Source organism: Terrimonas ginsenosidimutans (assembly GCF_022012415.1).
In the GTDB taxonomy this organism is placed as follows: Bacteria; Bacteroidota; Bacteroidia; order Chitinophagales; family Chitinophagaceae; genus Terrimonas_A; species Terrimonas_A ginsenosidimutans.
This window is the reverse complement of sequence record NZ_JAKLTR010000023.1, coordinates 42,892-62,905: the sequence shown is the minus strand read 5'-3', so window position 1 is coordinate 62,905 and position 20,014 is coordinate 42,892. Positions and strand designations below refer to the sequence as shown.

The window sequence follows — 20,014 nt, the reverse complement described above, 5'->3', positions numbered from 1 at the left end:
CAAAGATGCTGTTTTTCACAAACATTCTTCTGTCTTCCCCCTGTAAGTATATTGTTGTTGCAACGAAAGCCTCTGACAGCTGATATAATGTGCGGGGAGCTAACCAAACAGCGAAAATCCCGGCGAAAACCAAAAATCTTCCGAAGCGATTGAAACAAGCTTTTCTTTTAACATCCCGGACACGAAGACCTCCCCATTGTAAACCCAAACTTTATAACCTGAAAAATCCTGACCCCCTATTGTTTCTACAGAAATAGGATTCACGATATCCATACTCATATATGCCCTCGTTTCTGTTTGCAACTTAAAATCGTGAATTATTGCGGATTTAAATAAGACTTGTTCAGTCATTCCATCAAATGCAGGCTGAAATTTTATATGGATGAGAGTATAAGTTGGATTCGTTAACAGACCGGTATAGTTGCCGGCTTCCGACACGCGAAAGTTATGTGCGTCCATTGGCCAAAGGCGGATCTGTGACGATAGCCGGTTCTCCACGTGCCAGATCCCGATCCTATCTTCCTGTTCTTTGGACAATTTCAAATCATACCTCATTAGTACAATATTATATCATTCGTTCTCAACTCCCGCTTCAGCAAAAAAGCGCTGGGATAAAAGGGCAGGCTCAACAGCACATCCGCACCGCAGTAATAAAGGAATATATCTCTTTGTGAAAGCAGGCAAAGCAGGCAGGACGTAATTACTGAAAACACATACCAGATCATTCTTTTACGGTAGAACTTTTCATACTGAACCCGCCTCAGCTCAAAGTCGGGAATGGAACAAACCCTCATCAAATGTTTTCTCTGCTGTAACGCATGGATCACCGCTACCAGAACAATAAATATCAACAGTGGATTTGTGAGGTTCTTTCCTGCCTGATAACCCGGTATCAACGGGACCTTATTCTTAAAAAGTATAAAGGTGATGGCTGTAAGAATGATATTAGCGACCAGTACGAGGAAAAAGATGTTCCTGATTTTTTTAACGGGTACCAGATATAATTCCATGGTCATTAAATTATAGATCACTTCCTGATTGGATGGTTACGGTAGATCAGATCACATGTCTATCAATATCGCCTTTATCTCGTAAAGACATATAATTCAGCATATCCTCTTAAAAGGCAATATTGCCGCAATTTATTCAGGAATTTCAGATAAAATTTCGGAGGCATGAATTAAATTTATTCATAAGCATCACTGTCTGACCAGCCACATCGATGATCGGATCAAAGAACTGACGCTTTATATTCTTAAGCAACAGAAAGAGATTGACGAATTAAAAAAGACAGTTTCAAAACATTAAACCAAGGGCTTTCATTCAAGGGCATTACAAATTATCCCGGCCCGGGGTTATCGCAAAGTTGCCGCAAGAAAGGCAGGCAAATGCCTAACCCCCAGTCGGCTACTTTGGGTTTTTAGATATTCCTGCACTGATGCTGCTGAGTGAGGTGCGTCAGAAGATCCGGATATCCTGTCCCACTGCATCATTCTGCTACATCCCGCTTATCTTTGCGCGATGCAATTCGCAGATATTATCGGACAACAGGAGCTGAAAAAGGAATTACCAGAATTGATGCAGGATAATCGTCTTGCACATGCCCTTTTATTTCTTGGAAAAGAAGGCAGCGGCGGTCTTTCACTCGCATTGGCCTTCGCTCAATTTGTGGTTTGCGAAAAGGTCAACGGTAAAAAGGCAGATGCGGGGCCTTCACTTTTTGGTGAAGCGGAACCTGCCGCGGCAGCAGTTAGAATGACCGATGCCTGCGGTCAATGCCCCGCCTGTCTGAAAGCAAAACAATTCGTTCACCCGGATATACATTTCTCTTACCCTGTCGTGACGAAAAAAGCAGGGTCTCCACCACTAAGTACAGATTACATCACGGAATGGAGAGAGTTTATAACGCAGTATTCCTATGGGAATGTGTACGACTGGCTGCAGTTCATCGGGGCTGAAAACAAGCAGGGAAATATCACGGCGCAGGAGTGTAATGATATAATCCGGAAGCTTAACCTTAAAAGCTTCGAGAGTGAATATAAAGTGCTGGTGATGTGGTTGCCGGAATACCTGGGGAATGAGGGTAATAAGCTGTTGAAGCTGATCGAAGAACCTCCGCCCAATACACTGTTTATTTTGGTTGCGGAAAATGAATCACTGATCCTTCAGACGATCCTGAGCCGTTGCCAGCTGGTGAAGATCCCGATGCTGGAACCTGCGGATATCGAGCAGGCGCTCGTTGCCCGGAATAATACCGACCTGAATATCGCACGCCAGGTTGCCGGCGTGGCGGAAGGCAATTATCGCGAAGCGCTGCAAATGGTGCAACATGCTGATGAAGACTGGCAGACACTTTTGCGCGACTGGCTGAATGCGATCATGAAGACTGGTCCTGTTGCCCAGGTAAAATGGGTGGAAGAGGTCAGCAAACTTGGCCGTGAAAAGCAAAAACAGTTTCTCCGTTATTTCAATCACCTGCTTGAGCAGTCCGTCCGGCTCCGGATCCTCGGGGATGCCGTGGCTGGCCTGATCGGCGAAAAAGACCGGGATTTTGCCTTGCGTTTGAATAAGATCACAGAAATAGAGCAGCAGCAGGCGATCATCCAGGAACTTGACAACGCGGCTTATTATATCGAACGGAATGCGAATTCGAAAATGCTTTTCCATGCGCTGACGATAAAAGTCTATCATATTATCCGGGATAAAGTGGTGGTCGGATAAGTAAGCGAGAAGTATCGCAATGAACGCAAAGAGCCGTAAAGGACGCCATGTGGGTTTAGCCCTGAAATGACTCTTTGCGTACTTTGCGCGCTTTGCGATACTCCTGTGCCGGTCAGACCTGTCCCGACTTCAATAATGCTGCGCCGGTCTCAGCACCCGAGAAACTGGAAAGGTTTCATAATAAAATTGTATTTTCGGGCTAAGAGGTTAGGTGTGAGAGAGAAATGTGCTTATGACAGGATACCTGATCTATTAAGAACTGAGCTGCGGGTTGTCTCTATATATATCAATTATCTCTGCTGTCCGGCAAGCGGGCATGCATTTGAGAACCTTCGCCTTCTGGCGGCGCTTCAGCCTTAATAGCATCTGCCAACCTCTATAGTTTTTTAATATATTAATTGTCAACAGAATGGGATGTACTAGTTGTGGTACCGCCACCGGCGGAAAACCAGGCGGTTGCAAGAGCAATGGAGGTTGCAGCACAGGCGGGTGTAACAGGATGAACACCTATGACTGGCTTCATAATTTGCCCATCGCCGACATAGACAGTAGCTGTAAAGTGATCGAGGTAAGCTTCAATAAAGGAACCCGTAAGGATTTTTTTCGCAATCCGACATTACAGCAATTTGAGAAAGGTGAGATGATCGCGGTGGAAGGGATCAGCGGTTTTGATGTCGGAGAGGTATCTCTGACCGGCGAGATTGTCCGCCTCCAGATGAAAAAAAGGAATGCCCGCGAAGAAAATCCGGAAATGAAAAAGGTTTTGCGGATCGCTACTGATCGTGATATTGATATCATGAAACAGAATAAAGCCCGGGAACCGGAAGCCGTGATCCGCAGCCGCGCGATCGCCAAGCAGCTGAAGCTCGACATGAAGATCAGCCAGGTGGAAATGCAGGCCGACGGCAGAAAGGCAACTTTCTTCTATATCGCGGATGGCCGGGTCGATTTCAGGGAACTGATCAAAGTATACGCTTCGGAATTCAAGGTAAAAGTCGAAATGCGTCAGATCGGTGCCCGCCAGGAAGCCGGCAAAGTAGGCGGTATCGGAAGCTGCGGCCGGGAACTTTGTTGCAGTACATGGCTGACCGACTTTAAGTCGGTGAATACCGCAGCAGCCCGCTATCAGAACCTTTCCATCAACCAAACAAAACTCAGTGGCCAGTGCGGCAGGCTCAAATGCTGCCTGAACTACGAACTCGATACTTACCTGGACGCGTTGCAGCATTTTCCTGATAACTGCGACCAGATCCAGGTGGCAAAAGGCAATGCTTACCTCATCAAAAAAGATATTTTCAAGAACCTGATGTGGTATACCCTGCCGGACAGCAATAAACAATACCCGCTGACGATTGAACGTGTGTTGAAGATCAAGTCTATGAACAGGCAGGGCATGGTACCAGACGAGCTTGAAGCTGTAGAGATCACTTCTCAGAAAGTAAAAGAAGTTGAGCCGGAATTTGTGGACGTGGTTGGACAGATCAGTTTGCGCAGCCTGGAGAAGGCGGATAAAAAACGCAAGCAGCAGCATCAGCAACAGAAAGGCCAGGGCCAGCACCAGCAACGTGGTGGTCAGCAGCAGGCAAGACCTCCGCAACAGGGTGGTCAACCGCAGCAGCGTCAGGGAGGTGCTCCGCAACAAAGACAAGGCGGGCAGGGTCAGCAAGGCCAGGGCGGTGGACAGCAGCAAAAAGGCCAGCAACCTCAACGTCCGCAGCAACAAAGACGGCCTCAACAACAGGCTGGTCAGGGTCAGCAAGGTGGAGGACAGCAACAAAAAGGCCAGCAAGGTGGGGGACAACAAGGCGGAGGTCAGCAACAACGGCGACCGCAGCCACCAAGAAATCCAAACCCGCCAAAGCCAGGACAGGAACCTAAAAAAGATGCATAATAAATAAACAAAGAGGCGGTCTCAAAAGTAATTTTTGAGACCGCCTCTTTGTTGTATACGCCTTTACATTATTTATCAATTCATTCCAACCGCCTTGTAGATCGCATCCTGGATCTTAGACCTCACCAGCAATGTCGATAATTTCGAATTCTCCCGTGTAGGATAAACCCTGTTCGAAAGGAAAATATAGATCAGGTTATTCTTCGGATCAGTCCATACACAGGTCCCGGTATATCCGGTATGCCCGAAAGTTTGCGGTGATGCCAGCGAAGACGGGTATGGTTCTTTTCTTGTTGCATTATCTTTCTCCGGCTTATCATAACCATAGCCACGGCGGCTGAATTTGCTTTGATAGGCAGTAAACAGGCGGATCGTTTCAAGATCCAGGAAACGCCGGCCATTGAGCTCGCCACCATTGAGCAACATTTGGTACAATTTTGCCAGATCGTACGCATCAGAAAAGAGCCCCGCATGTCCTGCAACACCCCCAAACATAGACGCGCCCTCATCATGCACATCTCCGGTTAAAAGTTGCTGGCGGAAAAAATTATCGTTCTCTGTGGGAATGATATTTTCTTTCGCGAACCGTGTCAGCGGAAGAAAACCGGTCGTTGTCATATTCATCTTTGCATAGAAGCTATCCTGCATGTATTTATCGAGTGGCATTTTTGTAACAGCTTCTACAATTTCTCCAAGAAAGATAAAGTCGAGGTCGCTGTATACATAAGCATTCTTTGCCCCAAGCCTACTATCGACGATCCGCTTGTGCAGGGTATCCCGCCAGTCTTTCCGGATATACATGCCGCTTGCAACGCGTTGGGGAAATTCAGCTGAATAAGATGTTGCATAGATGGATGGATTGGGCAAACCGGAGGCGGTAAGTGTTTCTTTATAAAACTGTATGAACGGGATCAATCCCGCCTGGTGCAATAGAACATCTTTTACCAGCAGGTTTGCTTTATTTGTCCCTTTCAGATACGGCAGGTAGGTACTAAGTTTTTTATCCAGCCCGATCTTATCATCTTCATACAGTTTCATCACGGCAACAGTAGTGGCGGAAATTTTTGTTACAGAAGCGAGATCATAAATGCTCTCGAGCGTTACCGGCTCAGATGGCTCATATCTATACTGACCGAATGCTTTATGGTAAACGATCTTTCCGTCTTTTGCTGCAAGGATCACACAACCGGGAAAAGCCTGTTTGGCGATCGCATCGGTAGCAATTGAATCAACGGCACTGAACTTCGATTCTCCCACCGGGAACAAATTCATTTTTCCCAAAGGAAATTTCAGCCCTTCGCCATATTTAAAATTACACACCCGGACAGGTAATGTTCCTTCTGACACAAATTGTCCCTGGAGCCAGTCAGCCGCTGTATTTTGAAAAATATCGTCATTCTCATTGCAGGCAACAAGCGATTGTGCGGCGCAGAAATTAGCCATTGACAATACATTACCAAATACCATCGTGATCGCATTTCCCGCGTTCAGTTGATTCCACACACTGATCGCTTCTTTGCTGATGCCATAGTTATTTGAACGGCCAAGGTTAACTCCATGAATACCTAACACCACCGCATCATACTTTCCCTCATAGATCGCCTTTACAAGAGCACCACCTTTGGACATTCCGTCTTTATAAGAATAGAAATACGTGTCTGCGCCAAGATCATCTTTCAATCGCTTTCCGAACGCATTAAGTTCCGTTGTACCAAAGCCAACATAGGCGATCTTCTTTTCCCTGCCAAGCGGCAGGCTGAGATATTCCTTACGGAAGCCGAGCGGATTGACCATCCTCACCCAGGTGAGCGCTTTTCTTGACACTTCCTTTCTTATTTCATCCGTTTTTGAGTTGATATCATTCAACAGGTTATTTGTGTCAATGGGTTTGATATTCGCCATTCCAAGTTTGTACTTCTCTACCAGCACTTTTATGCATTTGGCATTGATGTCATCCCAGGTAAGTTTTTTTTCCGTGATCGCTTTCTTTACCGCATCAATTGTTTCTGGGACACTTGCCGGTAAACAAAGCATATCATTCCCGGCGATCAGCGCCTCCACTGAAATAGTTCCTCCCGGAAAGAATTTGGCAACACCTTTCATCTCCAGTGCGTCGGTAAATGTAAGTCCATCATAACCGAGATCTTTTCTCAGAATGCCGGTAATGCTGGCCTTTGAAATAGATGTAGCTCTGTTAGCCGTCTTATCTATAGCGGGAATGAACAGGTGAGCCACCATCATGCTGCCAACGCCGGCTTCGATCATTGCACGGAACGGGACCAGTTCCAGCGAGTCCAGCTGGCTGCGTACTTTTTTAATGACAGGAAGATCAAAATGTGAGTCAACATCCACGTCACCATGACCCGGAAAATGTTTGGCGCAAGCCATGATGCCTGCATCCTGCATACCGCGCATGTAACTCACCCCTAAGCGGGATACTTTGTATTTATCCTCACCGAATGATCTGTAACCGATCACCGGGTTATTGGGATTATTATTGATATCAACTACGGGGGCATAGTTAACGTGCACACCAAGTCTCTTGCATTGTTCTCCAACAGCAATTCCCATTTTATAGACGAGCGCGGTATCCTGCATAGCGCCCAGCGTGATCTGGTAAGGGAATCGTGTTACACTATCCAGGCGCATACCTAAACCATATTCCCCGTCGATGGTCACCATGATCGGTGTTTTCGCCAGGCTTTGATAAAGGTTTGTAAGGTTCGCCTGCCGGACAGGACCGCCCTGGAAAAAGCAAAGGGCTCCAACGTTATACTGCGTGATATCACTTTTAACTTTTGCCACGTGATCTGCCCCAAGATTGGAGTGAGCCCTGATCACGATCAGCTGTGCAATACGTTGTTCTTCCGTCAGACTTTTAAACACACTGTCTACCCATTCCTGCTGACCGAGCGAACTGGAGCGTTGTGCATCAGCGAAAAGCGGGGTCGTCACCAATAAGGCAAGTAAGAGCCGGTACATCCTCATCATATTAAAATTAATCGTCAGAATTAATAGCGATAAAATTAACCCTTTTGATGCGATTACGGCCTTAATAGTTGCTTAAATATTCGATGGCGGATGACCGATGGCGGATGGCCTGGCTCCGCCTTTCGATGGAGTTTCTGTTGAATAAGTCCTTCAGATATCAGAAACAACTCATTCTGTTTTTCATTGTTAACTGCCCGGCCCAGAGCCATCGGTCATCCGCCATTGAATTAAGACTCTTCACTAAACGGCATTGGCATCAAATCGCTATTTTTGACGCCGGAGAAAACAAATCGTGACAGATAAAATATTCTTATTACCAGATAATATAGCTAACCAGATCGCAGCGGGTGAGGTGATCCAACGCCCCGCAAGCGCGGTGAAGGAGTTGATGGAGAATGCAGTAGATGCCGGCTCTACGGCCATTCACCTGATACTGGCAGACGCAGGAAAATCATTGATCCAGGTGATTGATAACGGTGGAGGAATGAGTGAAACCGATGCCCGTATGTGTTTTGAACGTCATGCCACGTCCAAGATCAAGAGTATCGACGACCTATTCCATATCCGCACCATGGGTTTCCGGGGAGAAGCGCTGGCATCCATTGCTGCTGTTGCGCAGGTTGAATTGAAATCGAAACGTGCCGGGGATGAAGCTGGTGTTTATATCGAAGTGGAGAACAGCGTTGTAAAAAAACAGGAACCGATCGCTACACCAACCGGTACCAGCATCGCGATGAAGAACCTCTTCTTTAACGTTCCTGCCAGAAGAAATTTTTTGAAAAGCAATGCAGCTGAGATGCGGCATATCGTGGATGAATTCACCCGCGTTGCCATGTCATTCCCGCATATTCTGTTCACTCTTACCAATAATGGACAACAATTGTTTCACCTCGAAGCAGGAAGTCTGAAACAACGGATCATCCAGCTACTTGGCAACAATTATAATACAAAGCTTGTCGCAGTAAAGGAAGAAACGGATTACATGAACATCTCCGGTTTTGTTGGCAAACCTGAAACAGCCAAGAAAACACGTGGTGATCAGTATTTCTTTGTCAACAACCGCTTTATTAAAAGTGGCTACCTGAATCACGCGGTGATGAATGCCTACCAGGAAATGATCCCCGGAGACAGCTTCCCGATGTATGTGTTGTTCATCGACCTCGACCCCACGCAGGTTGATGTGAACGTGCATCCGACAAAACAGGAGATCAAATTTGAAGATGAAAGGATCGTCTATGCTTTTGTACAGGCAGCGGTAAAACATGCGCTGGCGCAATTCAGCGTAACACCTACGCTTGATTTTGAGCTTGACGCATCAATACAGCAGCTTTCTTCCATTCAGCAGCCATTTACAGAAGAGCGTAAAACGGCCGTATCTTCTTCTTCTCTCTTCAAAGGTTTTACGCAGAAGCATCAGGCACATTTTATCGAAGCTTCACAACAAAAACAGGAGTTGAAGCACTGGAAAGATTTTTATGAGCCGCTTCCGGAAACATCAAAAGATGATGCTCCCGCTCTTCATCCGGCAGATCCGCGTGCAAAGCGATTTGAAGAAGTAGATCTTGCCCAGATCCTGAACAGCTATATCACTGTCCCCTCCGGAAACGGATTTATGCTCGTGCACCAGCAGGCGGCGCATGAACGTATTTTGTATGAACAACTGATCACTGCCAGCCACGGAAAATCCATTCCCAGCCAGCAAAGCATGTTCCCCTCAACACTGGAACTTACACCCGCCGATGCGGTGATCCTTGAAGAACTGATGCCGGACCTTCAACAGCTCGGATACCAGATCGAACCATTCGGGAAAAATACTTTTGTGATACAGGGCACACCAGCTGATGTGGAAGCCGGTCATGAGAAACATATTATCGATATCCTCATCGAACAATACAAGCATTTCAGTAATGACGTGAAGTTCTCCAAGCGCGAAAAACTCATTCGCTCCCTGGCGAAACAACAAGCGGTAAAAACCGGCACTCGACTTACTGAAAGAGAACAACGGCAACTGATCACCGACCTGTTCAGTTGCGAACAACCGAATATGTCTCCGGATGGTAATCCAACCTACCTTGAATTCCGGCAGGATCAGTTGGAGCGGATGTTCCGCAGCTAAGAGGTTAAAAGAAGTGAAAGAGGAAAGGAGGTTTCTAATCGAAGCCTCCTTTCCTCTTTTTATTACTTTAAACTTTTAGTCCAGAGGTTGTACCGGATAAAGAACTGGAGAGATTGATTCCTTTCTCTGCGTTCGGCTTCCCCGGGCAAAGTGAACCGCAGATAGGGTGTTAGCCCGAATGTATAGCGTGCTCCGAAGGAGAATTTCTTCCACTGGTATTGTGATTCGATCAAACCCTGGAAGTAGGAGCTGGAGAGTCCCTCTTTTGCCGCGTCTTTGCTGACCATTGTTTCCTTTACATGGAAAGTATCGAATGGATTAAGCGGATCCCGTTGAAGCTGATCTTCTTCAAATACAGATTTGCTGAAGCGGTTCCAGACGAGGCCGGCGCCAAGCGCCCAGTTGCGTGTGAGATAATAATTGAAACTCACTGGCAGTTGATGATAGTAAGTTTTCTGTAAGGTCTTTTCTGTGCGCGCTATCGGAGCGGTCCCGTTCGTATCTGTTAGTATTGAATACGTGATCGGCTTCGTGTATTGAGGAGCGCCATAGCGGAATTCACCCTGGACGAACCAACGGTCTTTTTTGTTGAACCTGAAATAAACGGAAGGGATATAATCAGCCAGACTAAACTCCCTTCCCTGGGAGGCATAAGGAACTGCTTTTTGACCTGCGATCGGTAACTGCTGGGTCAATGCAATTCCTGCAGACAGAAAATACGCTGTCTCTGTCGTATCTGTTTTTTTGATGGAGCTATCCACTGACGGTAAGCTATCAGTCTTCAAAGCTACAGCATCATTGGAACGGTTTGTTGCTGTATCTCCTTTAACAAAGGCTTTGATGCTATCGATCGGCCAGTGTTGCCGTGAAAGCACGGTAGAGTCATTGTTCTGTTGAACGATCGTATCACCAGTGACAAAGGCCCTGATACTGTCAAGCGGCAATGTCGGTGATGATGCAGCTACCGTCTGCGGTTGGCGGATTTGTGGATCTCCCGCAATGAAGCGCCTGATGCTGTCTGTGGTAGGATTGCTGAGTACTTCGAGCGGGAGATCGGACCGGGTGATCGCAGTATCCGGTGTTGGCTTCTTCGCAGGCGCCTGCAATACTTTTGCTTTTCCTTTAACCGGAGCAGGATCTGCAATTTTTTTCCTGTTTACCTCAGTTGGAGACGCCGTTTCGCCGGATGCATTTATTTCAGCTGAAGATACGGCTTCCTTCTGCTGTTGTTCCCATTTATTGATGGCTGCATTTCGCTTTCGTGCGGAAGAAATAGTATCTACCCGCGGCAGTATTTCTGTTTGCAGTTTTGGTGATCCGTGAAGGGAAGTATCCTTGTCGCGGGTTTTAACGTCGTCTGCAACGGGTCGATCATTTATTGTCTGTCCGCTTGCAACACGGTCATTCTTTTCCCTGTTAAAAAACCACCATCCCGTAATAAGCAAAGCAGCGATGAGCAGCAGGCCGGCCCATAGTGCACACCCTTTCCTCCACCACACAATGGCGCCATTGTCTTCGTCTTCATCAAGACGGCGCTTCATATCCGCCCATGCCGCATTCTCATCCGGCAGGGGGAAGTCACGCAGATGCTGCGGCAGTTGTTCTTCGTATGGTAACCGTTCACTCATTCAACTGGCGGATCATTGTTTTTAATTGTTTACGGGCTTCGCTGAGATGCCATTTGCTGGTTCCTTCGCTGATCTGGAGAAGCTGCGCTATTTCCCTGTGCGCATACCCTTCCATTACATACAAATTGAAAACGGTCTGGGTTGCAGGTGGCAGCTTACGTATGACACGGAGTATTTCTTCCGAAGACATCTTACTAAACACCTCAGGCGACAGGTCAACACCTGCCGCCTGATCCAGTTCCTGCTGTACTATTCGCCCGTTTTTAGTTTTTATAAAATCGATACAGGTGTTCAACACTATTGTGCGGATCCAGGTATAAAGCGCTGCCTTCTGCTCATCGTACTGGTGTATATTCTTAAAGACTTTATAAAAACCAGTGTTCAAAACTTCGAGCGCATCCTGTTCATTTTGCGTATAGCGCAGACAAAAAGACATCATGGCCCCATAGAAATTCCTGTACAAGAGCTCCTGGGACCTGCGATCGTTATTTCTGCAACCGCTGATGATGCTATTTATATTCTCTCCGCCGTGATGCAATAAGGGTTTGTGTTTTCCGAGGCACCAAAATACGTCTTTTCACTGTTGTCTTCTCAATCTGAAGCTGCCGTTTATTCTATGGACCGGATCCTGGCCTACCGAATCGCGGAAACTGCCCGTGAAAGTACCTTCGATATACTGCCCGATGACCTGTGGATATTTCGTTACAGAAACGGTTGCAGGGCTGATCACACTTGTGTTGCCATACTGATTTACAGATAAACGGCCAAGGGGATAAGTACCCGCCGCTGCTCCCGGGCTGATGAATGACAACCACAGCAATCTGCCTGTTGCCAGATTAGACGCTCCCATACTGTGACCAACTTCGGTTGCGGGTTGCTGCATTGGGAAAACATAATGAGTGAATGAATCTGCAGCATTGAAATTATTCAGCTGATAACTCACTCCATCTATTGTATAGTTTACAAATTGAGTAGCGGAGACTCCACAAGCAACTACATTACCGGCATTCAACTCCAGTGATGTTCCTGTGTTGAAGCTTACGGCAGTGCCCTGTTGCATTGCTCCGTTATCAATTCCTATGATCGATACGGCCTGTGCATTGTTTCCGCATTTTATATAGGCCATTGAGAATTCACCCTGCTGATCTGTGCTTACGTAATAGCTCGCGTTCTCCACACTGATCATTGCAGTGCCATTTGCAATAGTGACGCCTGAACAGTTGAGCACTTTTCCCCTGATCGTTAAGACAGAAGCAGCGACTGACGGAATAGTAATAGTTCCGATGTCAGTATTTGTTTTGAATGGCCCGACTGTTGTCGTGTATGCAACGCTATTGCACTGGTCGTTTAAAACTTCCAGTGTGAGCAGCTGACCGGCAAGCACCAGCCCGCTTACGCTTCCGAGTGAATCGGTAAATCCATGGCCTTGTGTCAAAGCACCGTTCGCCGTTCCCTTCAGGCGTACGGCAGTATGGACGAGCGGCAGTCCCTTTTCGTTTTTCAGCGAAAGTGTAAGTGTGACGGTTGGCAAGCCGATATCACAGTTCCAGAAAGAAAAATGTTTTACTCGTCCCGTGTAGGTATTGCCGGAACGGTCGGCTTTTCCTTCTTCTTTCCATACACCCGTTTCTTCGTTCACATACCAAAGGCTGATGGATGCCGGTGCGCTGGTTTGTAATGACGCCGGTATCGGCATTGTCAGTACCGCCTCTTTCCCTTCTGCGATCTGTAATTTTTCTGACGCAACAGATTCAAGCTCTACGGCCATCATTCCATAAGAGGCGAGGATCACGCGATCACCTCCGGCATTATCTGCCATGAATGAACCGGGAACAGCATCACCTATATCATTCGCCGTAGGATCAATATAAGCAGCATAAACACGCACATCACCTGCATAAGTTCCGCCGGCAGCCTTTATTACAGCGCCTGCAGGAAGCGAGACCTTTGATCCGTTGGCAAGCGTTACTTCACCACCGGAGGCACCGATAGTTCCGGCAAGTTTTCTTTTTACCAGTTTTATCCTGATATGATTTGCAGCATCTGTTGCCTGAAATGTTCTATACGATTTGAAGTATCCTGACTTATCTGCTGTTACCAGTGAGGCTATTTTATCAAGGGAGGCATTGATGATCCGGAAATAACCTTTTGAATCGGTTTGCACCATCGTATTGCCCACTTTGATGGATACGCCGGAAGCAGCTGCGCCATTCTCGTCAATTACATTTCCCTGTACAGTGGCAGTGATGGGATCTTTCGAGTCGACGCCGGGTGTGTCGCCAAATCCGTCGGCACTTGTTTCTTTCTGGCAGTTAAAGGAAAGGACAGATAGTAGGGCAAAAAGGATGATATATGATCGTTTCATAAAAGATCTTTGGGATCATATACAGGGAGAAAAGGAAAAGGGTTGGGGGCGGGAAGAAGAATTTTTCAAAGAGGTTCGATTCCTGACATCAGGATCTGCGTTGAAGTATCGCAAAGCCAGCAAAGTAACCGCAAAGGACGCCAAGTCTTTCTGCGTCAATAAAATTGATTCAACTCCTTAACGCGGCGGGCATGCAAGCTTAATTATGTAGAAGAGGTTGCGGCTATTTAATGCTTCGTGTTTTACGAATAAATCTTTCAACAGCTCTTCTCACATCTGTTGCCGATCCGTTATGATTATTAACCAGCACAGAGAACAATAAGAGCTTTCCTTTTTTTGTATACAGGTAACCACTCAGGGCAACCACCCCGGAAAGCGTACCTGTTTTTGCAAAGATCTGCCCTTTCTCTTCCTGGTAATAGCTGCTGATCGTTCCTTCGCCGCCGGTAGGGAAAATGGTTTTGATCCTTTCCATGCCGAACTCCGACCGCATCTTATCAAGGATCATTACAAAATCCTGCGGTGTAAATAAATTATAGCGGCTCAATCCTGACCCGTCAACCCATTTTGGTTTTTGGGGAAGAGTGGCGAGGTCTGTTTTCAGCAAAGTGTCTATGATGTCAGCATCGTTCATTTTACCGAGTAGTTGCTGGCTTACCATCAGCAGCATTTGTTCCGCGAAGAAGTTATCGCTGCGATGCATCATGGGAGCAAGTACGGAATCAACGGATCTTGATCTGAAATATGCAGCCGTCTTACCCATTTGCCTGATCTGCGGCTCAACACTGACATGTAATGTATCGGCTAATAAAGCTGCAAGGTCTTCGATATCAGGTGTAAAAGGTATTTCAGCAGAGGTCTTCGTGCCGGGTATGAAAAAGAAATGATTAAGTTGAAACCCTTTCATAACGTCAAACGCCGGCTTTAAATCGTTCGGCGGCACCTCGTTCTTTTTAAAATACGAAGGGATGACGTGCAAGCTGCCGTTTTTCCATTTAGCGAAAACAATATTGCCGTATAAAGGAAGTTCTCCACGGTTTGCCATATAAGGTTCCATGTAGTCATTCCATGCCCATCCATTTCCCAAAAAATCATCGAAGTTCTGATGGGAAAGTATGATATGGCGATATTTTTTTAAAAAACTGAACGCTTCCTGGTCTTTAAAATCCGGGTGAAGAAAATCAGGATTGCCCATCCCCTGAATTACGATAGTATCCTTTCCTTTTTCTTCATAAATAAATACTGGCAACTTGTTCCCGAGGTATTTCATAGCTGCATAGCACGCAGGTATCTTTGTATTGCTGGCAGGTACGAAATATTTATCGCCATCATGGTCAAAAATAAACTTACGGGAATCTACATCATAAATAGAAATTCCGATGTGCGCCGATCCAATAACGTTTTCGTTTAAAAGATCCTGTTTAGCAGAGCGAAAGACTTTTGAAGAGCTACATGAAAAAAGAAAAAAAGGCAATAATATCCACCCATACTTCCTTGTGAACTTTGGTTGTGATCTCATCAGCAGATAGTTTATCAACTCAGTATTCTTTGTGATCCTAAACTTTGACGACCTTTCCCTCTCTGGCGCTTTCTTTCGCCGCTTCAATAAGCCGTATGGATCTTACTCCGTCTTCCCCCGGAACCGGATTTGGCGCGCCATTCACCAATGCCTGGTACACGTCTTCGAAGTAGTTCATATAATTACCCGGCACAGCGGTCCTTTCTTCACGGATGTCTTTACCATCAACGGTTGTGTGAAGAAATCCATCTGGTTTATCCGGCGCCGGGCACCATGATTCAACAGAAGGCTTCACGCCTTTGAGCAGCATTGTTTCCTGCAGATCAGAGCGTTTTTGCAGGAACGTTCCCAGGCTCCCGTTAAAGATATATTCCTGTACCGGTTCCTTTACAAAGCAGGAGGCTTTTAGCCGCACACGATGTGCCGCATAATATAAAATGATCTCTACATAATCATCCACCGGACTTTTATCACGCATCGCCATCATATCCGCAAATACTGCTTGTGGCCAGCCAAACAATTGCAATGCCTGATCCGCCAGGTGGGCTCCCAGGTCATACGAGATCCCTGCACCGGGCAGATCTGATTCTTTATGCACTTTCGGGCTGATCTCCGGACGATAACGATCGTAACGGATCTCCGCCTCTTTTATATCACCAATCAGTTTTGATTGAACCACTTCTTTCACCGCAAGGAAATCTCCATCATAGCGGCGATTCTGATATACAAAAAGATGAACGTTCTGCGAATGGGCAAGATCGGTCAACTCCTGCGCCTGTGCCGATGTTACAGTAAAAGGTTTTTCCACTATCACATGCTTGCCCTTGAGCAGTGCTTTTTTTGCATAGTCGAAATGCGTTTGAACAGGCGTATTTACGATGATCAATTGTAATGAATCATCTTCAAACAACTCATCCACAGCTCGCACCAGTTTCGACTCAGGATATCTCTCCCTTGATTCATTCTTACTCCTTTCCACAATTGCTGACAATTCGAAACCCGGATGAGCATTGATGAATGGTGCATGAAAAAGTTTGCCGCTCATGCCGTAAGAGCAGATACCGGCTTTTATGATCGTTGTTCTGTTCATCATGAGTTAGATATTTTAACGCTGATCGTGACAAGGTTTTTTTAAGATGACAGTGGACGAAGTGTTCCAACTCCCTGCTATCCTCTTTCCTGAGCACGCATCCATCTTTCAGGGATCTCGTTGCTGCTGGCGAGCAGATAATCTTTATAACTGCAGGCAATGTACTTTTTATCGGGTAATTGCATCCACCATCTGCCCGTTTTTTTGCTTTGAAGGAATACGGTTTCTACCTCAGCAAAAGCGGTGTGATACTCATTGAAGGAATCGCGCTGCTCCAACAGCGCTTCCCTGCGGCCACGGCTTCTTCCATCCAGCAGATACCAGAGCATCTGGCTGATCTGCCGCGCCGTGAGTTCATCACGGTCATTCTGTGCCTGGTAACCGTAAATACCAACGCTTCCGACATTCGGGCTCATGCCGGCGTATTGCATCAGGATGCACGATTCTTCCCCGTTGAATCCATTTGGAGAGGTATTATTTGCCGGAGCATAGGCGTTGGCAATGGAAGAAATGTCAAAGGAGAATATGTTGCTGTTGCGGATCACCGGCTCCATTTCTTCGATGGTTTCTTTTACATGACCTACCCGATAGCAGTCAAAGCGCAGTTTATCCATCGTTTCCAGCATGCGCGGATGTACATAGTAACTTTGGAAACCGATATGATTGTAATGACGCATGTAATTCGGTTCGCCGGTAAGCATTTCCATCAGGAAGTTCTGATTGCGGAAAGGAGAAGTCATATCTAGGTCGATCAACGCATCCACCACCGACGCTTCCACCTGTCTCTTTTTGTCGGCATTGGCATGATACTGTGCAAGGGTAAGATCATGTGATCCCCCCAGGACTACCACAAGCTTGCCATCGTCATTCAATTCCTTGATCACCGTTTTCAAGGCAGCGTAGGAGTCGGCAAATGAGGCACCGGGCTGCAGATTTCCGATATCCGCAATTTTTATATCAGTGTGCCAGTAATATAATTGGTAGAAATGACGCCTGATGGTATCCGGGGCACGGTTTTCAGAGCCGATCATACCGCTCCCCCGCTGTTCACCACAGCCTACAATTACAATTTGAATATCATCCAGATCCGGCATTTCGCCATCGTATACAGATAAAATATGACCGAACTGCCCGTCTTTATAGCCTTCATCCTGCGATATTTCATGCAGGTTGATGGGAGAGAGGAAGTCGGTGAGATGAAGATAGTCTGACATATCCTGCAAAACTAAGGCTAAGAGAGGAAAGAGGAAAAAGATGGGAAAAAGGAGGGGGAAAAAGTTTTTTGAGTGTTTTTTTCTGAAGGATGAATTAGCGTGTTTAGCTACATTTAAAAAGATTACGTGCCGATGCAACATGGTCATCTTCAAATAAAATTTAGGATATCCTTGTTTCTGAGGGCAACTATCCGCTGAACAGTTACATAAAACAAGTCACACTTTCCCCCCATCCTCTGATGCAATCCTAAACGGCTTCCAATCAAAGAAGCTCAATAGTTGCTAAGGTATTATTTATTCACAGCTTTCTCTTTGGTGAGAGCCAAAAGGCAGCCAGGGTAGTGCCCGGCAGGATGCTGCGCGCCCATAATGGCTTCGTGCCTTGCCACTGTTCGGGACTTATAGCACCGCGCAACCTTTGCCCGGCCACAAAGTGATTGTTTTCTTTTTTTCTGCTTTTGTTTTGAAAAATATGTTGTCAGAATACCTAAAATAAATATGCCTTTTACCTATTCAAAAATTTCATTCATCACATATTAATATTCGTTAAATTCACTTTACCGCTTAAGCATAATAAAGGTGGGTTTAAAGACGCATGCCTATTGAGATCAGGCCCTATTTGATAGAAATAGCAGAGAGATCAGGGATTGAGCATGCTTTTTTATAGTTGGTACCGACTTCAGTAAAAATGCCGAAAAATATTTGTAATAATATGCGTCTTCAAAACACAAAGGCCATATAAATATTTCTCAATTTTCTGAATCAACAGAGAAGATCAGGGAAATCTGGCTTAGGTAGCCTGTTTACAATCGAGCTGGTAGATAGTTATGTCAATCTCTAACTTTTGTGTCTTTATTCAGCGGCAGCAGTTTAGTCTGATGCTTTTCAGGTGCCGTCATATTGAATGAATTTCCACTAAACCCAGTATGATGAAATCATTTTTAATTATTTGTTGCTATTTGTTTCTCTCAACTGTCTCAAATGCTCAGTCGGACAGTATTTATCAAACATTGGTAGCGAAAGCCAGTTTACTACATCTTCAGAAAGATTATAAAAAGGCGATTACTTATTATGACCAAGCTTTTCGAATAAAAGAAGCCGATGCACTAACTGCTTATAAGGCCGCAGGCATGTATTCGTTAGACGGTAATGCCAATAAAGCTTTTGAATTCCTGCAACTTTCGATCGCTAATGGGTGGACGGAGGCCGATTGGCTACTGTCTGACCCATACTTTGATCAATTGAAAAATATCTATCCTACAAAATGGAAGACGATCCAAGTAGCAGCGTCTTCAGCGGATAGCCGATATGAGAAGACCCTGGCGCTGCCTGCGCTGCGCAAAGAAATCAACTTAATGGCATTGTTTGACCAAAAACTCAGATACCAAAAAGTCCAGGCCAAAAATGATAGTGTAAAAAAGAGTATCAACGAGCAGATCATGAGATCCGATCTGCGGAATATGAACAGAGCAAAAGAAATCATCATTCAATATGGATGGCCCAAAATATCACAGATAGGGAAAGATGGGCAAAATAATTTATGGCTGATCGTTCAACATGCAGACCAGGATGTTTTGTTTCAGCAAACGGCCCTGAGCGCCATGGAAAAGTTAAATGGAACGAAAGAAATCAATATGGAGAATTACGCTTTCCTATTTGACAGGGTTCAATGCAACCTCAATTATAAACAACGTTATGGAACTCAGGTAGAATGGACGAGTAATGGTAAAGCTTCTGCATTTAGACCTATTGCAGAAGAATACATGACAGATGAGCGAAGACAAAAAATTGGACTAATACCATTAAAAATCTATGCACTAACTTATGGATTCGACTATCATAACATAAGTATGGACAAATCAACCGCAAACGACGCTGATTACAAGGCACAGGTGCAACTACTTATCGATAGTGCAAAATATAGCTATGAAAAAAATGAGTTTCAAAAAGTATATGACTTTTATAATAGTGCCTCTACGTTTTTAGGCGGCATGAGTAACGCAGACAATTTTGAGGCAGCAATTATTTTTTCAAAAATTGCAATGGTAAACAAAGATGAAAAATATAAAAGTATAGCATTAGACTTTTTAGATCTGCTATTTCTTAGAAGCAGTTTAAACAAAAAACAATTATTGCAACAACCTTCGTTCAACATACTACATAAAGAACCGCGATGGCTTAATATTCATAAACGGGTTGATTAAAACTCAGTGTACAAGTCGGATGAATCAGGAGACACAAACAGTAGCAAAATGTCACCCTATTATTTAACATCTAATGGTAAAGAGCTAATTGGCAAGTTTATCTGGTAATCCTACCCGAATCAATGACTTGTTTGAACTCTAACATATAGGTGTCTTTCACTTAATCTAATTCACTCTCGACAATTAATATTCGTTAAATTCGCTTTACTGCCCAGGTCTAATGAAGACGGGTTTATAAAAGTGACGAGGTCTTTATTTCATATTTCAAAGACTTC

Annotated in this window: 13 protein-coding genes; 4 read left to right on the top strand and 9 right to left on the bottom strand. The window is 45.4% G+C overall.

Annotated elements, in window-relative coordinates:
• Positions 1-99 precede the first annotated feature (99 nt).
• Together LZZ85_RS25260 and LZZ85_RS25255 are read right to left on the bottom strand one after the other, a co-directional pair.
• Complete coding sequence (locus tag LZZ85_RS25260; RefSeq protein WP_237876431.1) at positions 100-438, bottom strand: hypothetical protein; 339 nt, start codon at positions 436-438, stop codon at positions 100-102.
• A 116-nt stretch (positions 439-554) separates the two neighbouring features.
• Entirely contained in the window at positions 555-1,010 is a 456-nt protein-coding gene (locus LZZ85_RS25255) for a hypothetical protein (protein ID WP_237876430.1), read from the bottom strand.
• 511 nt (positions 1,011-1,521) lie between these two features.
• Here LZZ85_RS25255 and LZZ85_RS25250 point away from each other — a divergent pair.
• The gene (locus tag LZZ85_RS25250) at positions 1,522-2,721 is read left to right on the top strand and encodes a DNA polymerase III subunit (RefSeq protein ID WP_237876429.1); all 1,200 of its coding nucleotides are present in this window, start codon (positions 1,522-1,524) and stop codon (positions 2,719-2,721) included.
• A gap of 409 nt (positions 2,722-3,130) precedes the next feature.
• The gene (locus tag LZZ85_RS25245; protein WP_237876428.1) at positions 3,131-4,612 is read left to right on the top strand and encodes a PSP1 domain-containing protein; all 1,482 of its coding nucleotides are present in this window, start codon (positions 3,131-3,133) and stop codon (positions 4,610-4,612) included.
• A 75-nt stretch (positions 4,613-4,687) separates the two neighbouring features.
• Here LZZ85_RS25245 and LZZ85_RS25240 read toward each other — a convergent pair whose 3' ends face one another.
• Entirely contained in the window at positions 4,688-7,594 is a 2,907-nt protein-coding gene (locus LZZ85_RS25240) for a serine hydrolase domain-containing protein (protein ID WP_237876426.1), read from the bottom strand.
• A 301-nt stretch (positions 7,595-7,895) separates the two neighbouring features.
• On the opposite strand from LZZ85_RS25240, the gene mutL reads away from it, so the two are divergent.
• Entirely contained in the window at positions 7,896-9,719 is a 1,824-nt protein-coding gene (mutL, locus tag LZZ85_RS25235; protein WP_237876425.1) for a DNA mismatch repair endonuclease MutL, read from the top strand.
• Between the two features lie 62 nt (positions 9,720-9,781).
• Here the strand turns inward: mutL and LZZ85_RS25230 are convergent, their stop codons facing one another.
• The 6 genes from LZZ85_RS25230 to LZZ85_RS25205 all read right to left on the bottom strand — a co-directional run bounded on the left by LZZ85_RS25230 (position 9,782) and on the right by LZZ85_RS25205 (position 17,535).
• Positions 9,782-11,347 (bottom strand): PorT family protein, encoded by a 1,566-nt coding sequence (locus LZZ85_RS25230; RefSeq protein WP_237876423.1) that lies wholly within the window; start codon positions 11,345-11,347, stop codon positions 9,782-9,784.
• Complete coding sequence (locus tag LZZ85_RS25225; protein ID WP_237876422.1) at positions 11,340-11,885, bottom strand: RNA polymerase sigma factor; 546 nt, start codon at positions 11,883-11,885, stop codon at positions 11,340-11,342. Before LZZ85_RS25225 ends, LZZ85_RS25230 begins: the two co-directional genes overlap by 8 nt.
• Before the next feature lie 39 nt (positions 11,886-11,924).
• Positions 11,925-13,712, bottom strand: coding sequence for a carboxypeptidase-like regulatory domain-containing protein (locus LZZ85_RS25220; RefSeq protein WP_237876421.1), 1,788 nt, complete (start codon positions 13,710-13,712; stop codon positions 11,925-11,927).
• A 223-nt stretch (positions 13,713-13,935) separates the two neighbouring features.
• On the bottom strand, positions 13,936-15,231 hold the full coding sequence (locus LZZ85_RS25215; protein ID WP_237876420.1) for a D-alanyl-D-alanine carboxypeptidase/D-alanyl-D-alanine-endopeptidase: 1,296 nt from the start codon (positions 15,229-15,231) through the stop codon (positions 13,936-13,938).
• A gap of 37 nt (positions 15,232-15,268) precedes the next feature.
• Positions 15,269-16,324 carry a Gfo/Idh/MocA family oxidoreductase gene (locus tag LZZ85_RS25210; protein ID WP_237876418.1) on the bottom strand — a complete coding sequence of 352 codons (1,056 nt, stop codon included), beginning with the start codon at positions 16,322-16,324 and terminating at the stop codon, positions 15,269-15,271.
• Positions 16,325-16,398: 74 nt separating this feature from the next.
• A complete protein-coding gene (locus LZZ85_RS25205; RefSeq protein WP_237876417.1) occupies positions 16,399-17,535 on the bottom strand; it encodes a formimidoylglutamase in 1,137 nt (378 codons plus the stop codon).
• 929 nt (positions 17,536-18,464) lie between these two features.
• Here LZZ85_RS25205 and LZZ85_RS25200 point away from each other — a divergent pair.
• On the top strand, positions 18,465-19,739 hold the full coding sequence (locus LZZ85_RS25200; protein ID WP_237876416.1) for a tetratricopeptide repeat protein: 1,275 nt from the start codon (positions 18,465-18,467) through the stop codon (positions 19,737-19,739).
• The last annotated feature ends 275 nt before the right edge of the window (positions 19,740-20,014 follow it).

Bases quoted from the DNA above. Each gene is read 5' to 3' on its own strand.
- LZZ85_RS25215 (WP_237876420.1), bottom strand. From the start codon at position 15,231: ATGAGATCACAACCAAAGTTCACAAGGAAGTATGGGTGGATATTATTG.
- LZZ85_RS25240 (WP_237876426.1), bottom strand. From the start codon at position 7,594: ATGTACCGGCTCTTACTTGCCTTATTGGTGACGACCCCGCTTTTCGCT.
- LZZ85_RS25210 (WP_237876418.1), bottom strand. From the start codon at position 16,324: ATGATGAACAGAACAACGATCATAAAAGCCGGTATCTGCTCTTACGGC.
- LZZ85_RS25200 (WP_237876416.1), top strand. From the start codon at position 18,465: ATGAAATCATTTTTAATTATTTGTTGCTATTTGTTTCTCTCAACTGTC.
- LZZ85_RS25250 (WP_237876429.1), top strand. From the start codon at position 1,522: ATGCAATTCGCAGATATTATCGGACAACAGGAGCTGAAAAAGGAATTA.
- LZZ85_RS25245 (WP_237876428.1), top strand. From the start codon at position 3,131: ATGGGATGTACTAGTTGTGGTACCGCCACCGGCGGAAAACCAGGCGGT.
- LZZ85_RS25255 (WP_237876430.1), bottom strand. From the start codon at position 1,010: ATGGAATTATATCTGGTACCCGTTAAAAAAATCAGGAACATCTTTTTC.
- LZZ85_RS25230 (WP_237876423.1), bottom strand. From the start codon at position 11,347: ATGAGTGAACGGTTACCATACGAAGAACAACTGCCGCAGCATCTGCGT.
- LZZ85_RS25205 (WP_237876417.1), bottom strand. From the start codon at position 17,535: ATGTCAGACTATCTTCATCTCACCGACTTCCTCTCTCCCATCAACCTG.
- LZZ85_RS25220 (WP_237876421.1), bottom strand. From the start codon at position 13,712: ATGAAACGATCATATATCATCCTTTTTGCCCTACTATCTGTCCTTTCC.